15 protein-coding genes are annotated in these 15,428 nt (G+C 71.8%); 4 read left to right on the top strand and 11 right to left on the bottom strand.

From position 1 onward, the window contains the following. Positions 1 to 65: 65 nt before the first annotated feature. Positions 66 to 410 carry a LysM peptidoglycan-binding domain-containing protein gene (locus tag ACAX67_RS05260; protein ID WP_370702761.1) on the bottom strand — a complete coding sequence of 115 codons (345 nt, stop codon included), beginning with the start codon at positions 408 to 410 and terminating at the stop codon, positions 66 to 68. 237 nt (positions 411 to 647) lie between these two features. Here ACAX67_RS05260 and lexA point away from each other — a divergent pair, with 237 nt between their 5' ends. Both lexA and ACAX67_RS05250 read left to right on the top strand, forming a co-directional pair. Further along, on the top strand, positions 648 to 1,358 hold the full coding sequence (gene lexA / locus ACAX67_RS05255; protein ID WP_370702760.1) for a transcriptional repressor LexA: 711 nt from the start codon (positions 648 to 650) through the stop codon (positions 1,356 to 1,358). Positions 1,359 to 1,405: 47 nt separating this feature from the next. Further along, a complete protein-coding gene (locus ACAX67_RS05250; RefSeq protein ID WP_370702759.1) occupies positions 1,406 to 2,992 on the top strand; it encodes an MXAN_6640 family putative metalloprotease in 1,587 nt (528 codons plus the stop codon). On the opposite strand, the gene ACAX67_RS05245 is transcribed toward ACAX67_RS05250, so the two are convergent. The 7 genes from ACAX67_RS05245 to hflX all read right to left on the bottom strand — a co-directional run bounded on the left by ACAX67_RS05245 (position 2,989) and on the right by hflX (position 11,436). Beyond that, complete coding sequence (locus ACAX67_RS05245) at positions 2,989 to 5,196, bottom strand: ATP-dependent DNA helicase (protein WP_370702758.1); 2,208 nt, start codon at positions 5,194 to 5,196, stop codon at positions 2,989 to 2,991. The genes ACAX67_RS05250 and ACAX67_RS05245 overlap by 4 nt on opposite strands. A 32-nt stretch (positions 5,197 to 5,228) precedes the next feature. Further along, positions 5,229 to 5,909, bottom strand: a complete 681-nt coding sequence (locus ACAX67_RS05240; RefSeq protein ID WP_370702757.1) for an SGNH/GDSL hydrolase family protein — start codon at positions 5,907 to 5,909, stop codon at positions 5,229 to 5,231. Positions 5,910 to 5,919: 10 nt separating this feature from the next. Then, positions 5,920 to 7,194, bottom strand: a complete 1,275-nt coding sequence (locus ACAX67_RS05235; protein ID WP_370702756.1) for a calcium-binding protein — start codon at positions 7,192 to 7,194, stop codon at positions 5,920 to 5,922. 62 nt (positions 7,195 to 7,256) lie between these two features. Beyond that, complete coding sequence (locus ACAX67_RS05230; protein ID WP_370702755.1) at positions 7,257 to 8,027, bottom strand: calcium-binding protein; 771 nt, start codon at positions 8,025 to 8,027, stop codon at positions 7,257 to 7,259. A 71-nt stretch (positions 8,028 to 8,098) separates the two neighbouring features. Further along, the gene (locus ACAX67_RS05225; RefSeq protein ID WP_370702754.1) at positions 8,099 to 8,884 is read right to left on the bottom strand and encodes a calcium-binding protein; all 786 of its coding nucleotides are present in this window, start codon (positions 8,882 to 8,884) and stop codon (positions 8,099 to 8,101) included. A 43-nt stretch (positions 8,885 to 8,927) separates the two neighbouring features. Beyond that, the gene (locus ACAX67_RS05220; protein ID WP_370702753.1) at positions 8,928 to 9,878 is read right to left on the bottom strand and encodes a calcium-binding protein; all 951 of its coding nucleotides are present in this window, start codon (positions 9,876 to 9,878) and stop codon (positions 8,928 to 8,930) included. 61 nt (positions 9,879 to 9,939) lie between these two features. Then, positions 9,940 to 11,436 carry a GTPase HflX gene (gene hflX / locus ACAX67_RS05215; RefSeq protein ID WP_370702752.1) on the bottom strand — a complete coding sequence of 499 codons (1,497 nt, stop codon included), beginning with the start codon at positions 11,434 to 11,436 and terminating at the stop codon, positions 9,940 to 9,942. A 101-nt stretch (positions 11,437 to 11,537) separates the two neighbouring features. On the opposite strand from hflX, the gene ACAX67_RS05210 reads away from it, so the two are divergent. Continuing rightward, positions 11,538 to 11,948: a hypothetical protein gene (locus ACAX67_RS05210; RefSeq protein WP_370702751.1), complete on the top strand. Its 411-nt coding sequence runs from the start codon at positions 11,538 to 11,540 to the stop codon at positions 11,946 to 11,948. Positions 11,949 to 11,986: 38 nt separating this feature from the next. Beyond that, positions 11,987 to 12,640 (top strand): vWA domain-containing protein, encoded by a 654-nt coding sequence (locus ACAX67_RS05205; RefSeq protein ID WP_370702750.1) that lies wholly within the window; start codon positions 11,987 to 11,989, stop codon positions 12,638 to 12,640. Positions 12,641 to 12,646: 6 nt separating this feature from the next. On the opposite strand, the gene ACAX67_RS05200 is transcribed toward ACAX67_RS05205, so the two are convergent. The 3 genes from ACAX67_RS05200 to dapF all read right to left on the bottom strand — a co-directional run bounded on the left by ACAX67_RS05200 (position 12,647) and on the right by dapF (position 15,425). After that, positions 12,647 to 13,573: a hypothetical protein gene (locus tag ACAX67_RS05200; RefSeq protein ID WP_370702749.1), complete on the bottom strand. Its 927-nt coding sequence runs from the start codon at positions 13,571 to 13,573 to the stop codon at positions 12,647 to 12,649. Positions 13,574 to 13,649: 76 nt separating this feature from the next. Beyond that, the gene (locus tag ACAX67_RS05195; protein WP_370702748.1) at positions 13,650 to 14,426 is read right to left on the bottom strand and encodes an SDR family NAD(P)-dependent oxidoreductase; all 777 of its coding nucleotides are present in this window, start codon (positions 14,424 to 14,426) and stop codon (positions 13,650 to 13,652) included. Positions 14,427 to 14,588: 162 nt separating this feature from the next. After that, positions 14,589 to 15,425 carry a diaminopimelate epimerase gene (dapF, locus tag ACAX67_RS05190; protein ID WP_370702747.1) on the bottom strand — a complete coding sequence of 279 codons (837 nt, stop codon included), beginning with the start codon at positions 15,423 to 15,425 and terminating at the stop codon, positions 14,589 to 14,591. Between the last annotated feature and the right edge of the window lie 3 nt (positions 15,426 to 15,428).

Here is a 15,428-nt window from a genome sequence, read left to right as displayed (position 1 = left end):
GTCCACGCGGGTCGGTGCGTGGACGGAGTATTCAGTTGTAGAACCGTGGGGTCATTCGACGAGCGTCACTCAGTGGGGACGCGGAGGTCCTGACCGGCGTAGACCACGCTCGAGTCGAGGCTGTTCATGTCCTTGATGCGGGCGACCATGCCGGCCACGTCGCCGTCACCGGTGACGTCGACCGCGTCGGAGGCGATGTCCCAGAGGGTCTCGCCGGGAGCGACCGTGACGACCTGCACCTGCTCGACACCGGCCTCCTGGGTCGCGACCGAGCCGGCGGCGAACCACACGCCGAGCGCGAAGGCGAGGAGCACGCCGAAGCCGAAGACCACCAGTCGGCCGCGCCGCGTGAGGCGGACGCTGGTCGGGCGGCTGTAGCTGACGTGCGGGGCGAGGGTGAGGGTGCTCATCGGTGTGACCTCCGGGGAAGAGTTGGTCGGTGTGTTCGAGAGAAGTTCAGCGAGGGGGTCCGACAGAAACCTGCCGGGCCGTTCGATCAACAGTTCGATCGAACACATGTACGAGGTTAGAACAAAGGTTCGAACGGATCAAGGACCTGGTCGAATAGATGTTCGACGGCGTGTCGCGACACGCCGGTTCGAACAGATGTTTGAAACCGAGGCGTGATCGGCGTTACCGTCGGCGACATGGCGGACAAGCAGGCGAACACCCAGGCGCGCGGCAAGAAGGTCAGCGAGCTGCCCGACGGACCCCCGGACGCGACCGGGCTCACCCCGCGCCAGCAGCGCGTGCTGCAGCACATCAAGGACAGCATCGACCAGCGCGGCTACCCGCCGAGCATGCGCGAGATCGGCAGCGCCGTCGGCCTGACCAGCACCTCGAGCGTCGCCCACCAGCTGCGCGTGCTGGAGGAGAAGGGCTTCCTGAAGAAGGACCCGAGCCTGCCCCGCGCCCTCCAGGTCGTGCTGCCCGAGTCGATGCAGAGCACCCACGACATCACCGGCTACGGCGACAGCAACCCGGTGCCCACCAACGTGCCGGTCGTCGGCCGGATCGCCGCCGGCGGACCGATCCTCGCCGAGGAGCGCGTGGAGGACGTCTTCCCGCTCCCCCGCCAGCTCGTCGGCGACGGCCAGCTCTTCCTGCTGGAGGTCAGCGGCGAGTCGATGATCGACGCGGCCATCTGCAGCGGCGACTACGTCGTGATCCGCCAGCAGCCCACCGCGGAGAACGGCGAGATCGTCGCCGCCATGATCGACGGCGAGGCCACGGTCAAGACGTTCCAGCGCAAGGACGGCAAGGTCTGGCTGCTGCCGCACAACGACGCCTTCGAGCCGATCGACGGCACCAACGCCACGATCCTCGGGAAGGTCACCGCTGTCCTGCGCCGCATGTGATGGTCACGGTTCGTCGGGCCGTTTAGGCGCGACATAGAGTCAGGGACATGCTCCGTCTCGGCTCGCTCGCCCTGCTGCTGTGCTCAACCCTGCTCGCCGCGCCCACGGCGCACGCCGCGGCGGACCCGCAACGCACCGATCCGCGGCACACCGCCCACCGCGCGGCCCGTGCCGAGGCCGCCCTCGACAAGGTCACCTCGCTGCTCGACGACGGCCTCGACAGCACGCTCGGGACCGACAGCGGCGAGCTGACCCTGGCACTGCGCGACCTGGCACTGCTCCGGAGCGCGCTTCCGCCCGCGCAGCAGCGGGAGGCGTCGACGTACCTCTCCCGTCCGACCGCCAACCCCAACCGCTGCCCCGACGCGTCGTGCTACACCACGAAGTCGGTGCGCAGGATGTGCTCGAAGACGGTGTGCGTCCACTACGTGACGAAGGCCGACGACGCCGTCAACGGCGTGCCGCGGCGCAACCGCGACGGCGACCACCGGCCCGACTACGTCGAGAAGGTGCTGGCCACCATGACGCGCGTGCACCAGCGCTACGTCGACGCCGGCTACCGGCGGCCGATGAGCGACGGCACCCGTGGCGGCGACGGCCGCTCCGACATCTACCTCGCCCAGATCGGCAACCAGGGCCTCTACGGCTACTGCACCACCGACGCCTCGTCGCTGCCGCGGCACGGCGCGACCTGGGCCTACTGCGTGCTGGACAACGACTACAGCCACCGTGAGTTCCCGCGGCACACGTCGACCCAGAACATGCAGGTGACGGCGGCGCACGAGTACTTCCACGCCGTCCAGTTCGGCTACGACATCGGCGCCGACGCCTGGTTCATGGAGGCCACGGCGACCTGGGCCGAGGACGAGGTCTTCGACGCCGTGAACGACAACACCGGATACCTGCCCTACGGCCCGATGGGGAAGCCCGGCCTGCCGCTCGACACGTTCCGCGGTGGCTACTGGTACGGCGCCTGGATCTTCTTCCGCCACCTCACCGAGCACTTCCCGCAGGCGCAGGCCGGACTGCCGATCCTGGTGCGCACCATGTGGCGCAACGCCGACGCCGCGACCGCGACCGCGCCGGCGCTCTACGCGACGGCCGCGATCGAGGCGGCCCTGGCGGACAAGGGGACCGACCTCCGCACGCAGCTCCTCCGCATGGCGGCCGACAACCTCCACCCCAGGCGCTGGTACGACGAAGGGCGGCTCTACCCCGCGACCCGGCTCAACGGCAGCACGACCCTCAGCCCGACGCAGCCGCGCAAGGCGCTGGGCTTCGCCGAGGACCACCTCACCTCGGCGTCGTACCGGTTCGAGCCCAGTCACACCGGGCCGCGGTGGCACCTGTCGCTCAGCCTGGACCTCGCGCCGGTCGAGCGCGGAAGTGCCGCCCTCGTTCGCGTCCTGCTGGAGACCGGCGGCGTCCGCACCACCGTCGTCGAGCTCACCGATGCCGGCGACTACACCGGAAGCTTCGACTTCGGCGCCGGTGCGGTGAAGGCGGTCGAGGTGACCGTGGTCAACGGCAGTGCCCGCTACAACTGCGAGGTCGGCACCAAGTGGACCTGCAACGGACGCCCGCTCGACCAGGACCAGCACCAGTCGGTCGTCGCGGAGGCGCAGCGCGTCTAGGCGGTGGATCCCGACAGCCGCGCCAGCGCCTTGCGCGCCACGGCCGGATCGGTCGTGGTCCACATCGGCGGCAGGCTGGCCTTGAGGAAGCTGCCGTAGCGGGCGGTGACCAGGCGCGGATCGAGCACGGCCACGATGCCCTTGTCGCTCGTGGTGCGGATCAGCCGTCCGGCGCCCTGCGCCAGCAGCAGCGCCGCGTGCGTGGCAGCGACCTGCATGAAGCCGTTGCCGCCCGACTGGTCGGCCGCTCGCTGGCGGGCGCTCATCAGCGGGTCGTCGGGGCGTGGGAACGGCACCCGGTCGATGATCACGAGCTGGCAGGTGTCGCCCGGCACGTCGAGTCCCTGCCACAGGCCGAGGGTGCCGAAGAGGTTGGTGTGCGGGTCGTCGACGAACTGCCGCGCCAGCTCGGGCAGCTGGGCGTCGCCCTGGGCGAGCGTGGTCAGGTGGGGCAGCTTCGAGCGCACGTGCTCGGCGGCCGTCTCGGCCGCGCGCCGGCTCGAGAACAGCCCGAGCGTGCGCCCGTTGGCCGCGTCGACCAGCTCGGTGATCTCGTCGAGCTGCGCCGGGCCGAGACCGTCGCGCCCGGGCTGGGGCAGGTGGCGGGCGATGTAGAGGATCGCCTGCTTGCCGTAGTCGAAGGGGCTGCCGACGTCGAGGCCGACCCAGGGTTGGGGGTCGCCGGTCGGCTTGCCGGGGTCTCGTGACGGTCGCTGCGCGACCTCCTCGACCATCGGCCTGCGCGGGCCGACCTCCTCGACCACCGGCCTGCGCTGCGCGACCTCCTCGACCGTCGGGGCGCCGGGGTCTCGTGACGGTCGCTGCGCGACCTCCTCGACCACCGGGGTGCGCTGCGCGACCTCCTCGACCATCGGCCTGCGCTGCGCGACCTCTTCGACCACCGGGAAGCCGCCGAGGGGGACGCGCTCGGAGGGCTTGAGGCCGACCGAGGTCGCGACGGAGGTGAAGTCACCGCCGAGCATCAGGGTGGCCGAGGTCATCACCACGGTCTTGTCGGCCAGCAGCTTGGCGCGCAGCTGGCCCCACACCTGCAACGGGGCGATGCACAGGCGCGGAGGCAGCCGGTCGGTGCCCTCGGTCAGCCAGAGCACGTCGGTGTCGGCGTTGGCGGCCATCCGGTCGGCGGTCGCGAAGAGCTCCTGCACCGCGCCCTTCGCCTGGGTCAGGCCGGCGTCGGGCTCGTCCTTGGTGTCGGCCTTCGGAAAGGCACTCGCCAGTGCGCGGGCGGCGTCACGGACCAGCGCCAGTGCGTCGGCCAGCTCGTCGGGCAGCGCTTCGAAGCGACCGGGCCGGGCCTCGCCGATCGCGCCGCGCAGCACCGCTGCGGCGTCCTCGAGATCGCCCGCCGGGTCGTCGGTCTCCGAGCGCACGTGGCGAGCGGCCCGCCGCGCGGCGCGCTCGACCTCGGAGGCCCACAGCTCGTCGGTCGCCGCCTGGGTCACCCGAGCGGTCAGCTCGTGGGCCTCGTCGATCACCACGACGTCGTACTCCGGGATCATCGGGATCCCCTCGATCGCGTCGATCGCGAGCAGGCTGTGGTTGGTGACGACGAGGTGGGAGCGCTGCGCCTTCTCGCGCGCGCGCTCCGCGAAGCACTCCTCGCCGAAGGGGCACTTGGCCGCGCCCAGGCACTCCCGCGCGGTGACCGAGACCTGCCGCCACTCGCGGTCGGTGTGGCGCGGGGCGGCGTCCTTCTCCCCCGAGCCGCCGTCCTTCACCTCGCCCTCGGCCCACTCGCGCAGCTCGAGCACCTTCTTGCCCAGCGCGCCGAGCGCCGCCTCGGCCTGGATCAGCTCGCCCTGGTCGTCGGGCGCGCCCTCGCGGATCCGGTGCAGGCAGGCGTAGTTGGAACGGCCCTTGAGCACGGCGTACGACGTGTCGACCCCGGCCCGTCCCGTGACCGCCTTCGTGAGCCGCGGCAGGTCGCGCTCGACGAGCTGGTGCTGGAGCGCGAGGGTCGCCGTCGCGATGACGACGCGCTTGCGGTGGAGCATCGCGGGCACGAGGTAGCCCAGCGACTTGCCGGTGCCGGTGCCGGCCTGGACGAGCAGGTGCCGGTGCTCCGCCATCGACTCCGCGACCGCCTCGGCCATCGCGACCTGACCCGGCCGCTCGGACCCGCCGAGCGCCTCGACGGCGGCGGAGAGCGTGGCGCGCAGCGCGTCGTGGTCGACCCCGGACATGCCCGGAACCCTAGACGTCGGGCCGGACAGGATCAGCGACCGGGCCGCGTGGCTGTGGACAGCGCCGCGGCGACGAGGTCGCCGAACTGCCGGTGGCCCTCCGCCGTCAGGTGCAGGCCGTCGTCGAGGTAGGACAGGTCGGCGTGCTGCATCGAGAGGTAGCCGACGCCGTACCGCCTCGACAGCCGGGCCAGCTCCGCATCCACAGCGGGTACGGCGCCCGCTCGCTGCGGCGCCGGCGGCGGCCCCACCACGAGCACCCGACGGTGGCCGAGGTCGGCGAGCAGGTCGGCGAAGCCGGCCCGGATCGCCGCCCGGGACTGGTCGAAGTCGTTGAGACCGCCCTCCACCACCACGAGGCCGGGGTCGCGGGCGAGGGCGCGAGGGGCCCGGTCGGCGTACGACACCGCACCGCACTCACTCGAGTGCGCGCCGAAGCCGGACCCCGAGAACCCGGCGACGTGCACCCGGCCGGGGAGGCGCGTTGGCCAGCTGTCGGCCGCGCTGGTGCCGAGCCCGACGGAGTAGGAGTCGCCGATGACGAGCACGTCGCGGCCGGTGCCGGTGACCAGCGCGGACCGCGCAGCCGCGGCCTGCCGGAAGCCGGTGCAGCGGTCGGTGTCGGCGCCCGCGCGGACCGTCACGAAGAGCCCGGCGGCCGCGACGACGGCCACCAGGCCGACGGCTGCGAGCCATGCTCCCCGGGTGCGCACCCGGAGATGATCAGCGAGACACGGGCACCTTGTCCCCGGAACCGCGAGAATCGAGGATCTCCTCACAGTCGGTGAACTGGTCGGTCCCGTAGCTGCCGTCGCACGAGTCGGAGCCGTCGCCTCCCGAGAGGGAGTCGTCCCCGCTGCCGGCCTCGAGCACGTCGTCGCCACCGCGCCCCTCGAGCACGTCGTTGTTGCCGTAGGACACCAGCGTGTTGGCGTCGTCGTTGCCGAAGAGGTGACTGTCGAAGTAGGCGTTGCCGATCAGGTCCTCGATGCTGCTGAGGTCGTCGGTGCCGCCGACTCCGGTGTCCTGAGGTCCGACGATCGCCAGGTCCACCGTGAGCACCGCACCTTCGGCATCGGTGTAGAAGTTGTCCTCGACCTGGTCCACCCCGTCGCCCCCGTCGACCAGCTCGTCGTTCTCGTCCAGGGTGAACTGGTCGTCGCCGGGACCGCCGTACAGCTCGACCAGCCCCTCCTCGCAGGTGGGTCGGCACTCGGCGCTGGTGAGCTCGTCGTCGCCGGCACCGCCCTCGTAGTGGTCGCCGGCGTTGGCGGCCTCGAGGATGTCCGGGCCCGAGCCGCCGTAGACGGTGTCGGCGCCGCCGTTCTCCTCGGAGAGGTACTCGTCGAAGCGGTCGCTGCCTCCCCCGCCGCGCATCACGTCATCGCCCGGACCGCCCAGGAACCGGTTGCTGGCCCTCGAGCCGAAGAGCCGGTCGTCGCCCGCACCGCCGGACAGGAGTGCGTGCCGACGCCAGGAGTCGGTCGGGCCGGACAGCACCCGGGTGCGCAGCACGTCGTCGTGCGCACTGCCGAGGACGTTCGCGATGCCGGTGAACGAGTCGCGTCCCCAGCCCGTCTCCTGCGGCACGGTCCTCCTCAGGTCGACGCGCACTCCCCGCGGTGCGAGCCGGAAGTCGGCCGCGGTGTTGTAGGTGCGCGGATCTCCGACCAGGCGGTCGTCCCCGGGGCCGCCGTTCAGCACGGCACCGCCCTTCCCGCCGTAGGCGGTGTCGTCGCCGGGCCCGAGGTCGATGAGGTCGTGGCCCCGTCCGCCGCACACGATGTCGTTGCCCCGTCCGGTGGTGATCTTGTCGGCCTTGGTCGTGCCCAGCACGACGTCGGACCGCGCCCGGTTCGGGTCGGGGTGGTGCGCATCGTCGAGGTCGATCGTCACCCGGTGCCCGCCGCAGGTCGCCGGCCCGGCGGCATCCGCCGGCGTCGTGGCGACTAGGAGGGCGGGGACGGTCAGGGCGAGTGCGGCGACGCAGCGGATCATGGTGCAACGGTAGGAGGATCCGGGAGCGATGGCAGCAGGGATAACCCTCGAACCACGGGGCTTCAACCGCCCTGCTGGACCTCGCACGAGTGGAAGGTGTTGTGGCCCGAGCCGCCGTAGCAGACGTCGCCGCCACCCCGCCCGAACAGCCGGTCGTCACCCTTGCGGCCTTTCAGCACGTTGGTGCGGGCGGTGCCGCGGAGGACGTCGTCGTACGGCGTCCCGCCGACCTGCTCGATCGCGACCAGCTCGTCGACCCCGCCCGGGCCGGTGTCCTGAGGTTCCTCGATCTCCAGGTCGACCGTGACGCCACGGTGGGTGCCCGAGTGGAGGGACGAGTAGCCGACGGCGTCGATCCCGGGCCCGCCGACGACCAGCTCGTCGGACGTCGTCCCGAAGAAGGTGTCGGCACCGGGGCCGAGGTGGATCTCGTCGCGGGTGCCCTCGGGCGAACCGCTCGGGAAGACCTCGTCGCCGCTTCCACCGGCCCTGATCTCGTCGGCGCCGCCCCCCGGGTAGAGGTAGTCGCCCCCGCCACCGCCGAAGATCCGGTCGCCGACGTCGTCGCCGTCGGCCCAGATCCGGTCGCTCCCCTCGCCACCGCAGATCACGTCGGCACCGCTGCCGGCCTGGATGAAGTCGCCTTCCGGCGTGCCGAGGACGACGTCGGACTCCGGACGGTCCGGGTCGGGCGCGGAGGGGTCGTTGAGGTCGATGGTGACGACGAGCCCGGCGCAGGTCGGCAGGTCGCCCGGGGCGCCCGCCGAGCTCGCGGGTGCCGCGGGCACGAGGCCGATGGCGGCGAGGACGGCGACTCCGAGGATCCGGTGCATGGGCTGCACCCTAGAGCGACCGACGCCCGCAGGTCCGGCAGTTGGCCCGGATGCCTGCGATCGGGGTGGGATCAGCGGGTGCCGCTCTCGCACGCCCGGCGGTCGTCGACGCCCTTCCCGCCGTCGCAGACGTCCGTGCCGGGACCGCCGCGCAGCAGGTCGCCGCCGTTCGCGCCGAGCAGCTCGTCGTCACCCTGCTGGCCGGCCAGACGGTCGGCCCCGTAGCCGCCGCGGACGAAGTCGTCGCCGTACCCGCCCCACACGCGGTCGTTGCCCCGCCACGCCTCGATGATGTCCCGGCCGCACAGCCCATGGAAGTAGTCGGCCTCGTCGCCGCCGACGAGGAAGTTGGGGCCGCAGTCACCGGTGACCTGGTTGGCGAAGTGGCTCGCGCCGCTGGCGTTCTCGATGGTCCGCACGATGTCGTGGCCGACGCCGGTGTCCTGGCGGACGTTGCTGCCGAGGTCGACGCTCAGGCCGTGGTGGGCGTCGACGTAGTCGATCCAGTCCCGGCCCGCGCCACCGATCATCACGTCGTCCCCCTCGCTGAACACGAGCCTGTCGATGCCGGGCCCGCCGAGTCCCTTGTCGTCGCCGGCGCCGAGGTAGATGGTGTCACCGCCCCCGCCGGCGCAGACCACGTCGTCGCCCGCCCCGGTGCGGATCCGGTCGTCGCCGGGCGTGCCGAGCACGACGTCGGAGGCCGCGCGGTCGGGGTCGGGAGCATCGGTGTCGGCGAGGTCGATCGTCACCGCGAGCCCGGCACAGGTCGGTGTGCCGGCGGAGAGAGCGGGCGGGTCGGCGCTCAGGAAGGAGCCCACGACCACGAGGACCGCTGCGAGACCGAGACGCGACATGTGCACCAGTGTCACACCTGCCGCGTCGAGGCGCCTCGGACCTTCACGTGGACTCCTCGCAGCCGTCGTACTGGTTGGTGCCGGCGCCGCCGTCGCACAGGTCGGCCCCGTCGCCGCCCTCGAGGTCGTCGTCGCCGCCTCGTCCGAAGAGCTGGTCGGCGCCGTTGCCGCCGGCGAGGCGGTTCGGCCCGTCGTCGCCGCTGAGCACGTCGTCGCCCTCGCTGGACCCGACCAGGTTCTCGATGCTCTGCAGGATGTCCGTGCCGCCCGGGCCGGTGGCCTGGGGTGCGGCGACCTCCAGGTCGACCGTCACTCCCGGACCCGGCTCCTCGACCAGACCGACGTAGCTGACCGTGTCGGACCCGTCGCCCCCGTTGAGGAGCTCCTTGCCGCCGCCCGACACGAGCAGGTCGTTGCCTCCTCCACCGAGGTAGAAGATGGCGACGGCGGGATCGCAGGACCCACAGTCCGCGGCGTCGGTGAAGAAGTCCCGGTCGGCGCCCCCGTAGTAGAGGTCGCCGGCGGTGGCGTTGCGCATCGTGTCGTTGCCGGCACCGCCGTAGACCGCGTCGGCACCCCGGGAGAGCCCCGACTGCTCGAGCTGGTCCCAACCGCCGCGCCCCCAGATGGAGTCGCCGCCCGCGCCGCCGTTGAGGTGGTCCGAGCGGTCGCCACCGTCGAGGAAGTCATCCCCCGGACCGCCGTACGCCGTGTCCTCGCCCTTGCCGAGGAGCACGCGGTCCGCACCCCGTCCCGCACAAACGACGTCGTCGCCGCCGCCGGTGCGGAACCTGTCGCGGTGCGGCGTCCCGAGGATCACGTCGGACCGCCGCCGGTCGGGATCGGGCGCTCCCGCGCGGTTGAGGTCGATCGTCACCGGCCGGCCGGCGCAGGTCGGGCGCTGGACCGCACCGGCTGGAGCGGACGACGACGCGACGGTCGGCACCAGCAACGCCGGGGCCACCAGGGCGAGTGCGATCAGCCATCGCTTCATGCACCCCACGGTAGGCCTGTTCGGCGGCTTCGGCAGCCGGGAGGCCGAGCGCGTGACAGGCTCAGACGGCGTACGCCGCCAGCTCACCCGCGAGCGCCTCGGTCGCACGTCCGGAGATCCGGGTGCCGTCGGCGGTGTGCTCGAGCGAGGTGATCTCGCCGAGGCGGTGGATCTGGTCGACCAGGTCGCCGCGGGCGTAGGGCACGAGCGCGTCGAACTCCACCTGCGGGCGCGGCAGGTCGGCCTCGATCGCGGCCAGCGCGTCGGCGATGCCCTCGCCGGTGCGGGCGGAGACGACGACGGTGTGCGGCTCACGCTGCTTGAGGCGGGCCACGACCATCGGGTCGGCGACGTCGGCCTTGTTGATGACGATGAGCTCGGGGATCTTGGCGGCGCCGATCTCGGCGAGCACCTCGCGCACAGCGCTGATCTGACCCTCGGGGTCGACGTGCGACCCGTCGACGACGTGCACGATCAGGTCGGAGTCGGCGACCTCCTCCAGCGTCGAGCGGAACGCCTCGACGAGCTGGTGCGGGAGGTGGCGGACGAAGCCGACGGTGTCGCTCATCGTGTAGACGCGGCCGTCGGACGCCTGGGCGCGGCGGGTGGTCGGGTCGAGCGTCGCGAAGAGCGCGTCCTCGACGAGCACGCCCGCGCCGGTCAGCCGGTTGAGCAGCGAGGACTTGCCGGCGTTGGTGTAGCCGGCGATCGCGACCGACGGGACGAGGTTGCGCCGCCGCTCCTGACGCATCGTCTCGCGCGTGCCCGACATCGCCTTCAGCTCGCGCCGCAGCTTCGCGATGCGGTCGTTGATGCGGCGGCGGTCGGTCTCGATCTTGGTCTCACCGGGGCCGCGGCCACCGATGCCGGCGCCGCCGGCGACCCGGCCACCGACCTGGCGGGAGAGGTTCCCACCCCAACCGCGGAGCCGCTGCTTCATGTAGTTGAGCTGGGCGAGCTCGACCTGCGCCTTGCCCTCCTTGGACTTCGCGTGCTGGGCGAAGATGTCGAGGATCAGCGCGGTCCGGTCGACGACCTTGACCTTGATCTTGTCCTCGAGGTTCCTCAGCTGCGAGGGGGCGAGCTCACCGTCGCAGATCACGGTGTCGGCGCCGGAGGCCTGCACGATCTCGCGAATGCCCTCGACCTTGCCGCGACCGACGTACGTCGCCGGGTCGGGCGACTGCCGCCGTTGGTAGATCGCGTCGAGGACCTCCGAGCCGGCGGTCTCGGCCAGCAGCGCGAGCTCGGCCATGGAGTTCTCGGCGTCCTCGATCGTGCCCTCGGTCCACACCCCGACGAGCACCACGCGCTCGAGCCGGAGCTGGCGGTACTCGACCTCCGTGATGTCCTCGAGCTCGGTGCGCAGCCCGGCGACGCGTCGCAGCTCGTGACGGGCGGCGAGGTCGAGGTCGCCCGTGGTCAGCTCGGGGTCGTCGTCGGCGTACCCGGACTCCCAGGACTCCTGGTCGTCGGTGGCGAAGTCGTCATCGGTGTCGTCCCACGCGGCGGTCTGCGCCAGCTCGGCGTCGAGGGAGAAGTTCTCAGCGTTCGTCATAAGTCTCTCCAGCGTAACCACGACGAGCGCCGAAGGCTTCCCGATTACCCGCGTCGTCCGCACTTCTTGCGGGTCCGCAGTTTGTGCGGTAGCCTGGTGGCATGACCCAGGATCAACCGGTCGTCGCACACCGGGAGAGGCTGGACGCCGTACGGCGGGCCCTCGACGCAGCCCAGCAGCTGATGACCGAGAGCCAGGATTCCGTCGGAGCCCTCCCCTACCTTCGGGAAGCGGCCGACCGGCTGACCGAGCTCATCGACGAGTCGATGGCGGCCGCCGTACTGAACGGTCAGGCGTCCTTGCGCAGCGCGGGGGCCCAGGCCGGGCTGACGGAGAACGCCGTCGGCCCGCGACTGGCCCGCACGCTGACCCTCGGCGCCTACGCCGACGACCGCGGACGGGTGACCGCCGCGGGGGTCGAGCGAGCGAGGTACGACCTGGAGTCAGGGGTGTCGAAGCAACCGGCGGCGGCACCTGCGCCGATGCGGTTCAAGCCGCGGCGGCCCACCTAGATCGGAGCGGACGACCGCTCCGGGATCGGAGTTCCACGATGACGCGAGCGGACCTCACCCACCTCTACTTCCTGCTCGACCGGAGCGGGTCGATGCAGTCGATCAAGGCCGACACCGAGGGCGGCTTCGCCGCGTTCATCGACGAGCAGCGCAAGAGCGCCGGCGAGTGCCGCGTGACGCTCGCGCAGTTCGACAACGAGTACGACGTCGTCTACTCCGGGCGCCCGCTGGCCGACGTACCTCCGCTCGACCTGCAGCCCCGCGGGTCGACCGCGCTGCTCGACGCCATGGGCCGGCTCGTCACCGCGGCCGGCGCCGAGCTGGCGGCCCTGCCCGAGCCCGAGCGGCCCGGCACGGTGATCGTCGCCGTGATGACCGACGGTCACGAGAACGCCAGCCAGGAGTGGACCCACCCGGCCATCAAGGCGCTCGTCGAGCAGCAGACCAACGACTTCGCCTGGCAGTTCCTCTACATGGGCGCCGACCAGGACGCCGTCGAGGTCGGCCTCTCGCTCGGTGTCTCCGCCGGTGCGTCGGTGACCTACGGCCGCGGGAAGACCCGCGAGGCGATGGCGATGAGCGCCGGCAAGGTCAGCAAGCTCCGCTCGATGCGCGCCAGCGCGCCCGCCGGCGCCCCCGCTCCTGTCATGGAGGCCTACACCGACGCGGAGCGGAAGTCGCTGGAGGACTGAGGCGCCTCAGTCCAGGGTGCCCACGCCCGAGGGCACGTCGGGGTCGACCCGGAAGCTGGGGAAGACCCCCTGGCGGGCGCCGGGTGCGAGCACGCCCGCGCGACGACCCAACCGCATGGCCGCGACCTTGGCGGCGGGCACCAGTCCGCGCTCACGGGTGGAGCGGGGAGCCCGGCCGAGGCGGGTGCGGAGGTAGTAGTTGGCGGCCCAGAGGTGCTCGCGGCGCATCGAGTCGGCGGTCCAGACCTCGGTGGACAAGGAGACGTTGACCCCTTCGAGGTTGTCGACGCGGTGCGGGCTGTTCTGCGGCCACCAGGCCACCTGGCCGGGCTCGAGGTCGAGCCGCGCGGCGTGGTCGTCGTACTCCTCGTCGTAGGGGAGCTCCTCGTCGCTGGCGCCCGCCACCAGGCGCTCCAGGTTCTGCTGGCTGACCATCCGCTCGTTGAGCGGGTAGACCCAGGCCCGCTTGCGGCCCCGGATGTGCCACAGCATGTTGGGCTGGTTGTCAGCGTGGTAGTAGACCATCGCCTCGGGCGAGGAGATGAGCAGCGACGCAGAGACGCGCACCGGCTTGAAGCCGGGCACCAGGTCGCAGACCTCGTCCATCAGGTCGTCGACGATGCCGCCCATCTCGGTGTCGTGGATGTTGACACCGACGATGTTGAACCACAGTCGGCCGCGCTCGACGATCTCGAGCAGCTCCTTGCCGGGCAGGTCGGTGTCGGCGCCGCGACGCCAGTCCTCCAGCCGCCGCCGGTCGTTGCCGAACGTGTAGGGGTGCACGATCGTCCGGGGCACGCGGTCGAGCAGGTCGGCGAGGCCGTCGTTGGTGAAGAGCGGGTGCTCGTGGAGCCGGTGCGGCGCGATGTGCGGCTCGGTGCCGAAGGCCCTGATGTCCTCGAACCTCCAGGGCAGAAGGTGGTTCTCACTCATGCCGGACCAGTGCACGAAGTCCCCCACCCTGATCCATCGGGTGGGGGACTTTTGTGCGAGCGAGCTGCTTCGGTCCCTACTTCGGGGGCATCCGGATGCCGCCGTCGACGCGGATGACCTCGCCGTTCATGTAGGAGTTGGTGAGGCACTCCAGGACCATCGAGGCCAGCTCGTCGCCGGAGCCGAGGCGCTTCGGGAAGAGCACGTTCTGGCCGAGGTTGGCCTTGAAGGCCTCCGACGCCTCGCCCTCGCCGTAGATCGGCGTGTCGATCAGGCCGGGGGCGATCGTGTTGAGGCGGATGCCGGCGGCGGAGAGGTCACGGGCGACCGGAAGGGTCATGCCGACGACGCCACCCTTGGAGGCGGAGTACGACGCCTGGCCGATCTGGCCGTCGAACGCAGCCACGCTCGCCATGTTGACGATGGCGCCACGGCAGCCGTCCTCGTCGCCATCGTTCTGGCTCATCGCGGTCGCGGCCTGGCGGACCATGTCGAAGGTGCCGATCAGGTTGATCGCGATGACCTTCGTGAAGGCCTCGAGCGAGTGCGCCGACTCGAGCTGGCCGTCGCGGCCGATGGTGCGCTGGGCCCAGCCGATGCCGGCGGAGTTGACCACCGCGCGGAGCGGGGCGATCTCGGCGGCGGCCTTGACCGACGCGGCGATCTGCTCGGTGTTGGTGACGTCGACCTGGGCGAAGACGCCCTTGATCTCGGCGGCGAGGGCCTCGCCCTTGTCGGCCTGCAGGTCGGCGACCACGACGGTGGCGCCGCGGGCGGCGAGCTGGCGGGCGCACGCGGCGCCGATGCCCGACGCGCCGCCGGTGACGATGGCAGAAGATCCGGAAAGTTCCATGCCGCGGACTCTAGCGGGGCACCGTCGACTGTGACAGCAGTGGTGTCAGCGTCAGAGACGGCTTGTCGCTGCCGGCGGGATAGTCCCCCACGTTCGGCACCCGAATTCGGTGAAATCTGGTGCCGAACGTGGGGGACTATCCCGAATTCCGGCCGACAGCGACTACAAGGAGGTGGTGCCCTCGGCGACGATCACGGCGGGACCGGTCATCAGGACGCGGTCGTCGGCGGTCCAGCTGATGCGCAGGGTGCCGCCGGGCAGGTCGACGCGGTAGGGGGTGTCGCGGGGAGCGTCGTCGGCGAGCGCGGCCGCCACCATCACGGCGCAGGCGCCGGTGCCGCACGACCGGGTCTCCCCCGAGCCCCGCTCGTGGACGCGCATCGCGAGGTGGCCGGCCCCACGCCGTACGACGAACTCGACGTTGACGCCGTGCGGGTAGAGCGTCGTGTCGTGCGTCGGAGCCTCGTAGAGCAGGCCGGCGTCGGCGAGGTCGTCGACGAACGCGACCGCGTGCGGGTTGCCCATGTCGACGTGGAGCGCCGGCCAGCTGCGGTCGCCGACCGCCACCTTCGTCTCGTCGAGCACCTTCGGCGCACCCATGTCGACGGTGATCTCACCCTCGGCGACCCCGCCCTCGAAGGTCAGCGTCTTCACCCCCGACCGCGTCGCGATCGGCACCGGGACGGAGGGGTCGACGAGCCCCTCGAGCGCGAGGTGCCGCCCGAACACCCGGACGCCGTTGCCGCACATCCAGGCGAGCGAGCCGTCGGAGTTCCAGTAGTCCATGAACCACTCGGCGTCCTGTCCCGCGCCCGCCTCGAGCGCCGCGGTGCGGATGACCCGCAGCACACCGTCACCGCCGATGCCGGCGCGGCGGTCGCAGAGCGCACGGGTGCGCTCGGGGTCCATGTCGCCGTGGAGCGCGCCGTCGTGGTCGGGCAGGAGGACGAAGTCGTTCTCCGTGCCGTGGCCCTTGAGGAACGGGTACGACGCGGTCATGCC

The organism is Nocardioides candidus (assembly GCF_041321175.1).
GTDB lineage: Bacteria > Actinomycetota > Actinomycetes > Propionibacteriales > Nocardioidaceae > Nocardioides.
This window is presented reverse-complemented; position numbering and strand designations above follow the sequence as displayed.

What these genes read in the sequence shown, in the direction of transcription:
- ACAX67_RS05260 (WP_370702761.1), bottom strand. Translation starts at nt 410, where the DNA reads ATGAGCACCCTCACCCTCGCCCCGCACGTCAGCTACAGCCGCCCGACC.
- lexA (WP_370702760.1), top strand. Translation starts at nt 648, where the DNA reads ATGGCGGACAAGCAGGCGAACACCCAGGCGCGCGGCAAGAAGGTCAGC.
- ACAX67_RS05250 (WP_370702759.1), top strand. Translation starts at nt 1,406, where the DNA reads ATGCTCCGTCTCGGCTCGCTCGCCCTGCTGCTGTGCTCAACCCTGCTC.
- ACAX67_RS05245 (WP_370702758.1), bottom strand. Translation starts at nt 5,196, where the DNA reads ATGTCCGGGGTCGACCACGACGCGCTGCGCGCCACGCTCTCCGCCGCC.
- ACAX67_RS05235 (WP_370702756.1), bottom strand. Translation starts at nt 7,194, where the DNA reads ATGATCCGCTGCGTCGCCGCACTCGCCCTGACCGTCCCCGCCCTCCTA.
- ACAX67_RS05230 (WP_370702755.1), bottom strand. Translation starts at nt 8,027, where the DNA reads ATGCACCGGATCCTCGGAGTCGCCGTCCTCGCCGCCATCGGCCTCGTG.
- ACAX67_RS05225 (WP_370702754.1), bottom strand. Translation starts at nt 8,884, where the DNA reads ATGTCGCGTCTCGGTCTCGCAGCGGTCCTCGTGGTCGTGGGCTCCTTC.
- ACAX67_RS05220 (WP_370702753.1), bottom strand. Translation starts at nt 9,878, where the DNA reads ATGAAGCGATGGCTGATCGCACTCGCCCTGGTGGCCCCGGCGTTGCTG.
- hflX (WP_370702752.1), bottom strand. Translation starts at nt 11,436, where the DNA reads ATGACGAACGCTGAGAACTTCTCCCTCGACGCCGAGCTGGCGCAGACC.
- ACAX67_RS05210 (WP_370702751.1), top strand. Translation starts at nt 11,538, where the DNA reads ATGACCCAGGATCAACCGGTCGTCGCACACCGGGAGAGGCTGGACGCC.
- ACAX67_RS05205 (WP_370702750.1), top strand. Translation starts at nt 11,987, where the DNA reads ATGACGCGAGCGGACCTCACCCACCTCTACTTCCTGCTCGACCGGAGC.
- ACAX67_RS05200 (WP_370702749.1), bottom strand. Translation starts at nt 13,573, where the DNA reads ATGAGTGAGAACCACCTTCTGCCCTGGAGGTTCGAGGACATCAGGGCC.
- ACAX67_RS05195 (WP_370702748.1), bottom strand. Translation starts at nt 14,426, where the DNA reads ATGGAACTTTCCGGATCTTCTGCCATCGTCACCGGCGGCGCGTCGGGC.
- dapF (WP_370702747.1), bottom strand. Translation starts at nt 15,425, where the DNA reads ATGACCGCGTCGTACCCGTTCCTCAAGGGCCACGGCACGGAGAACGAC.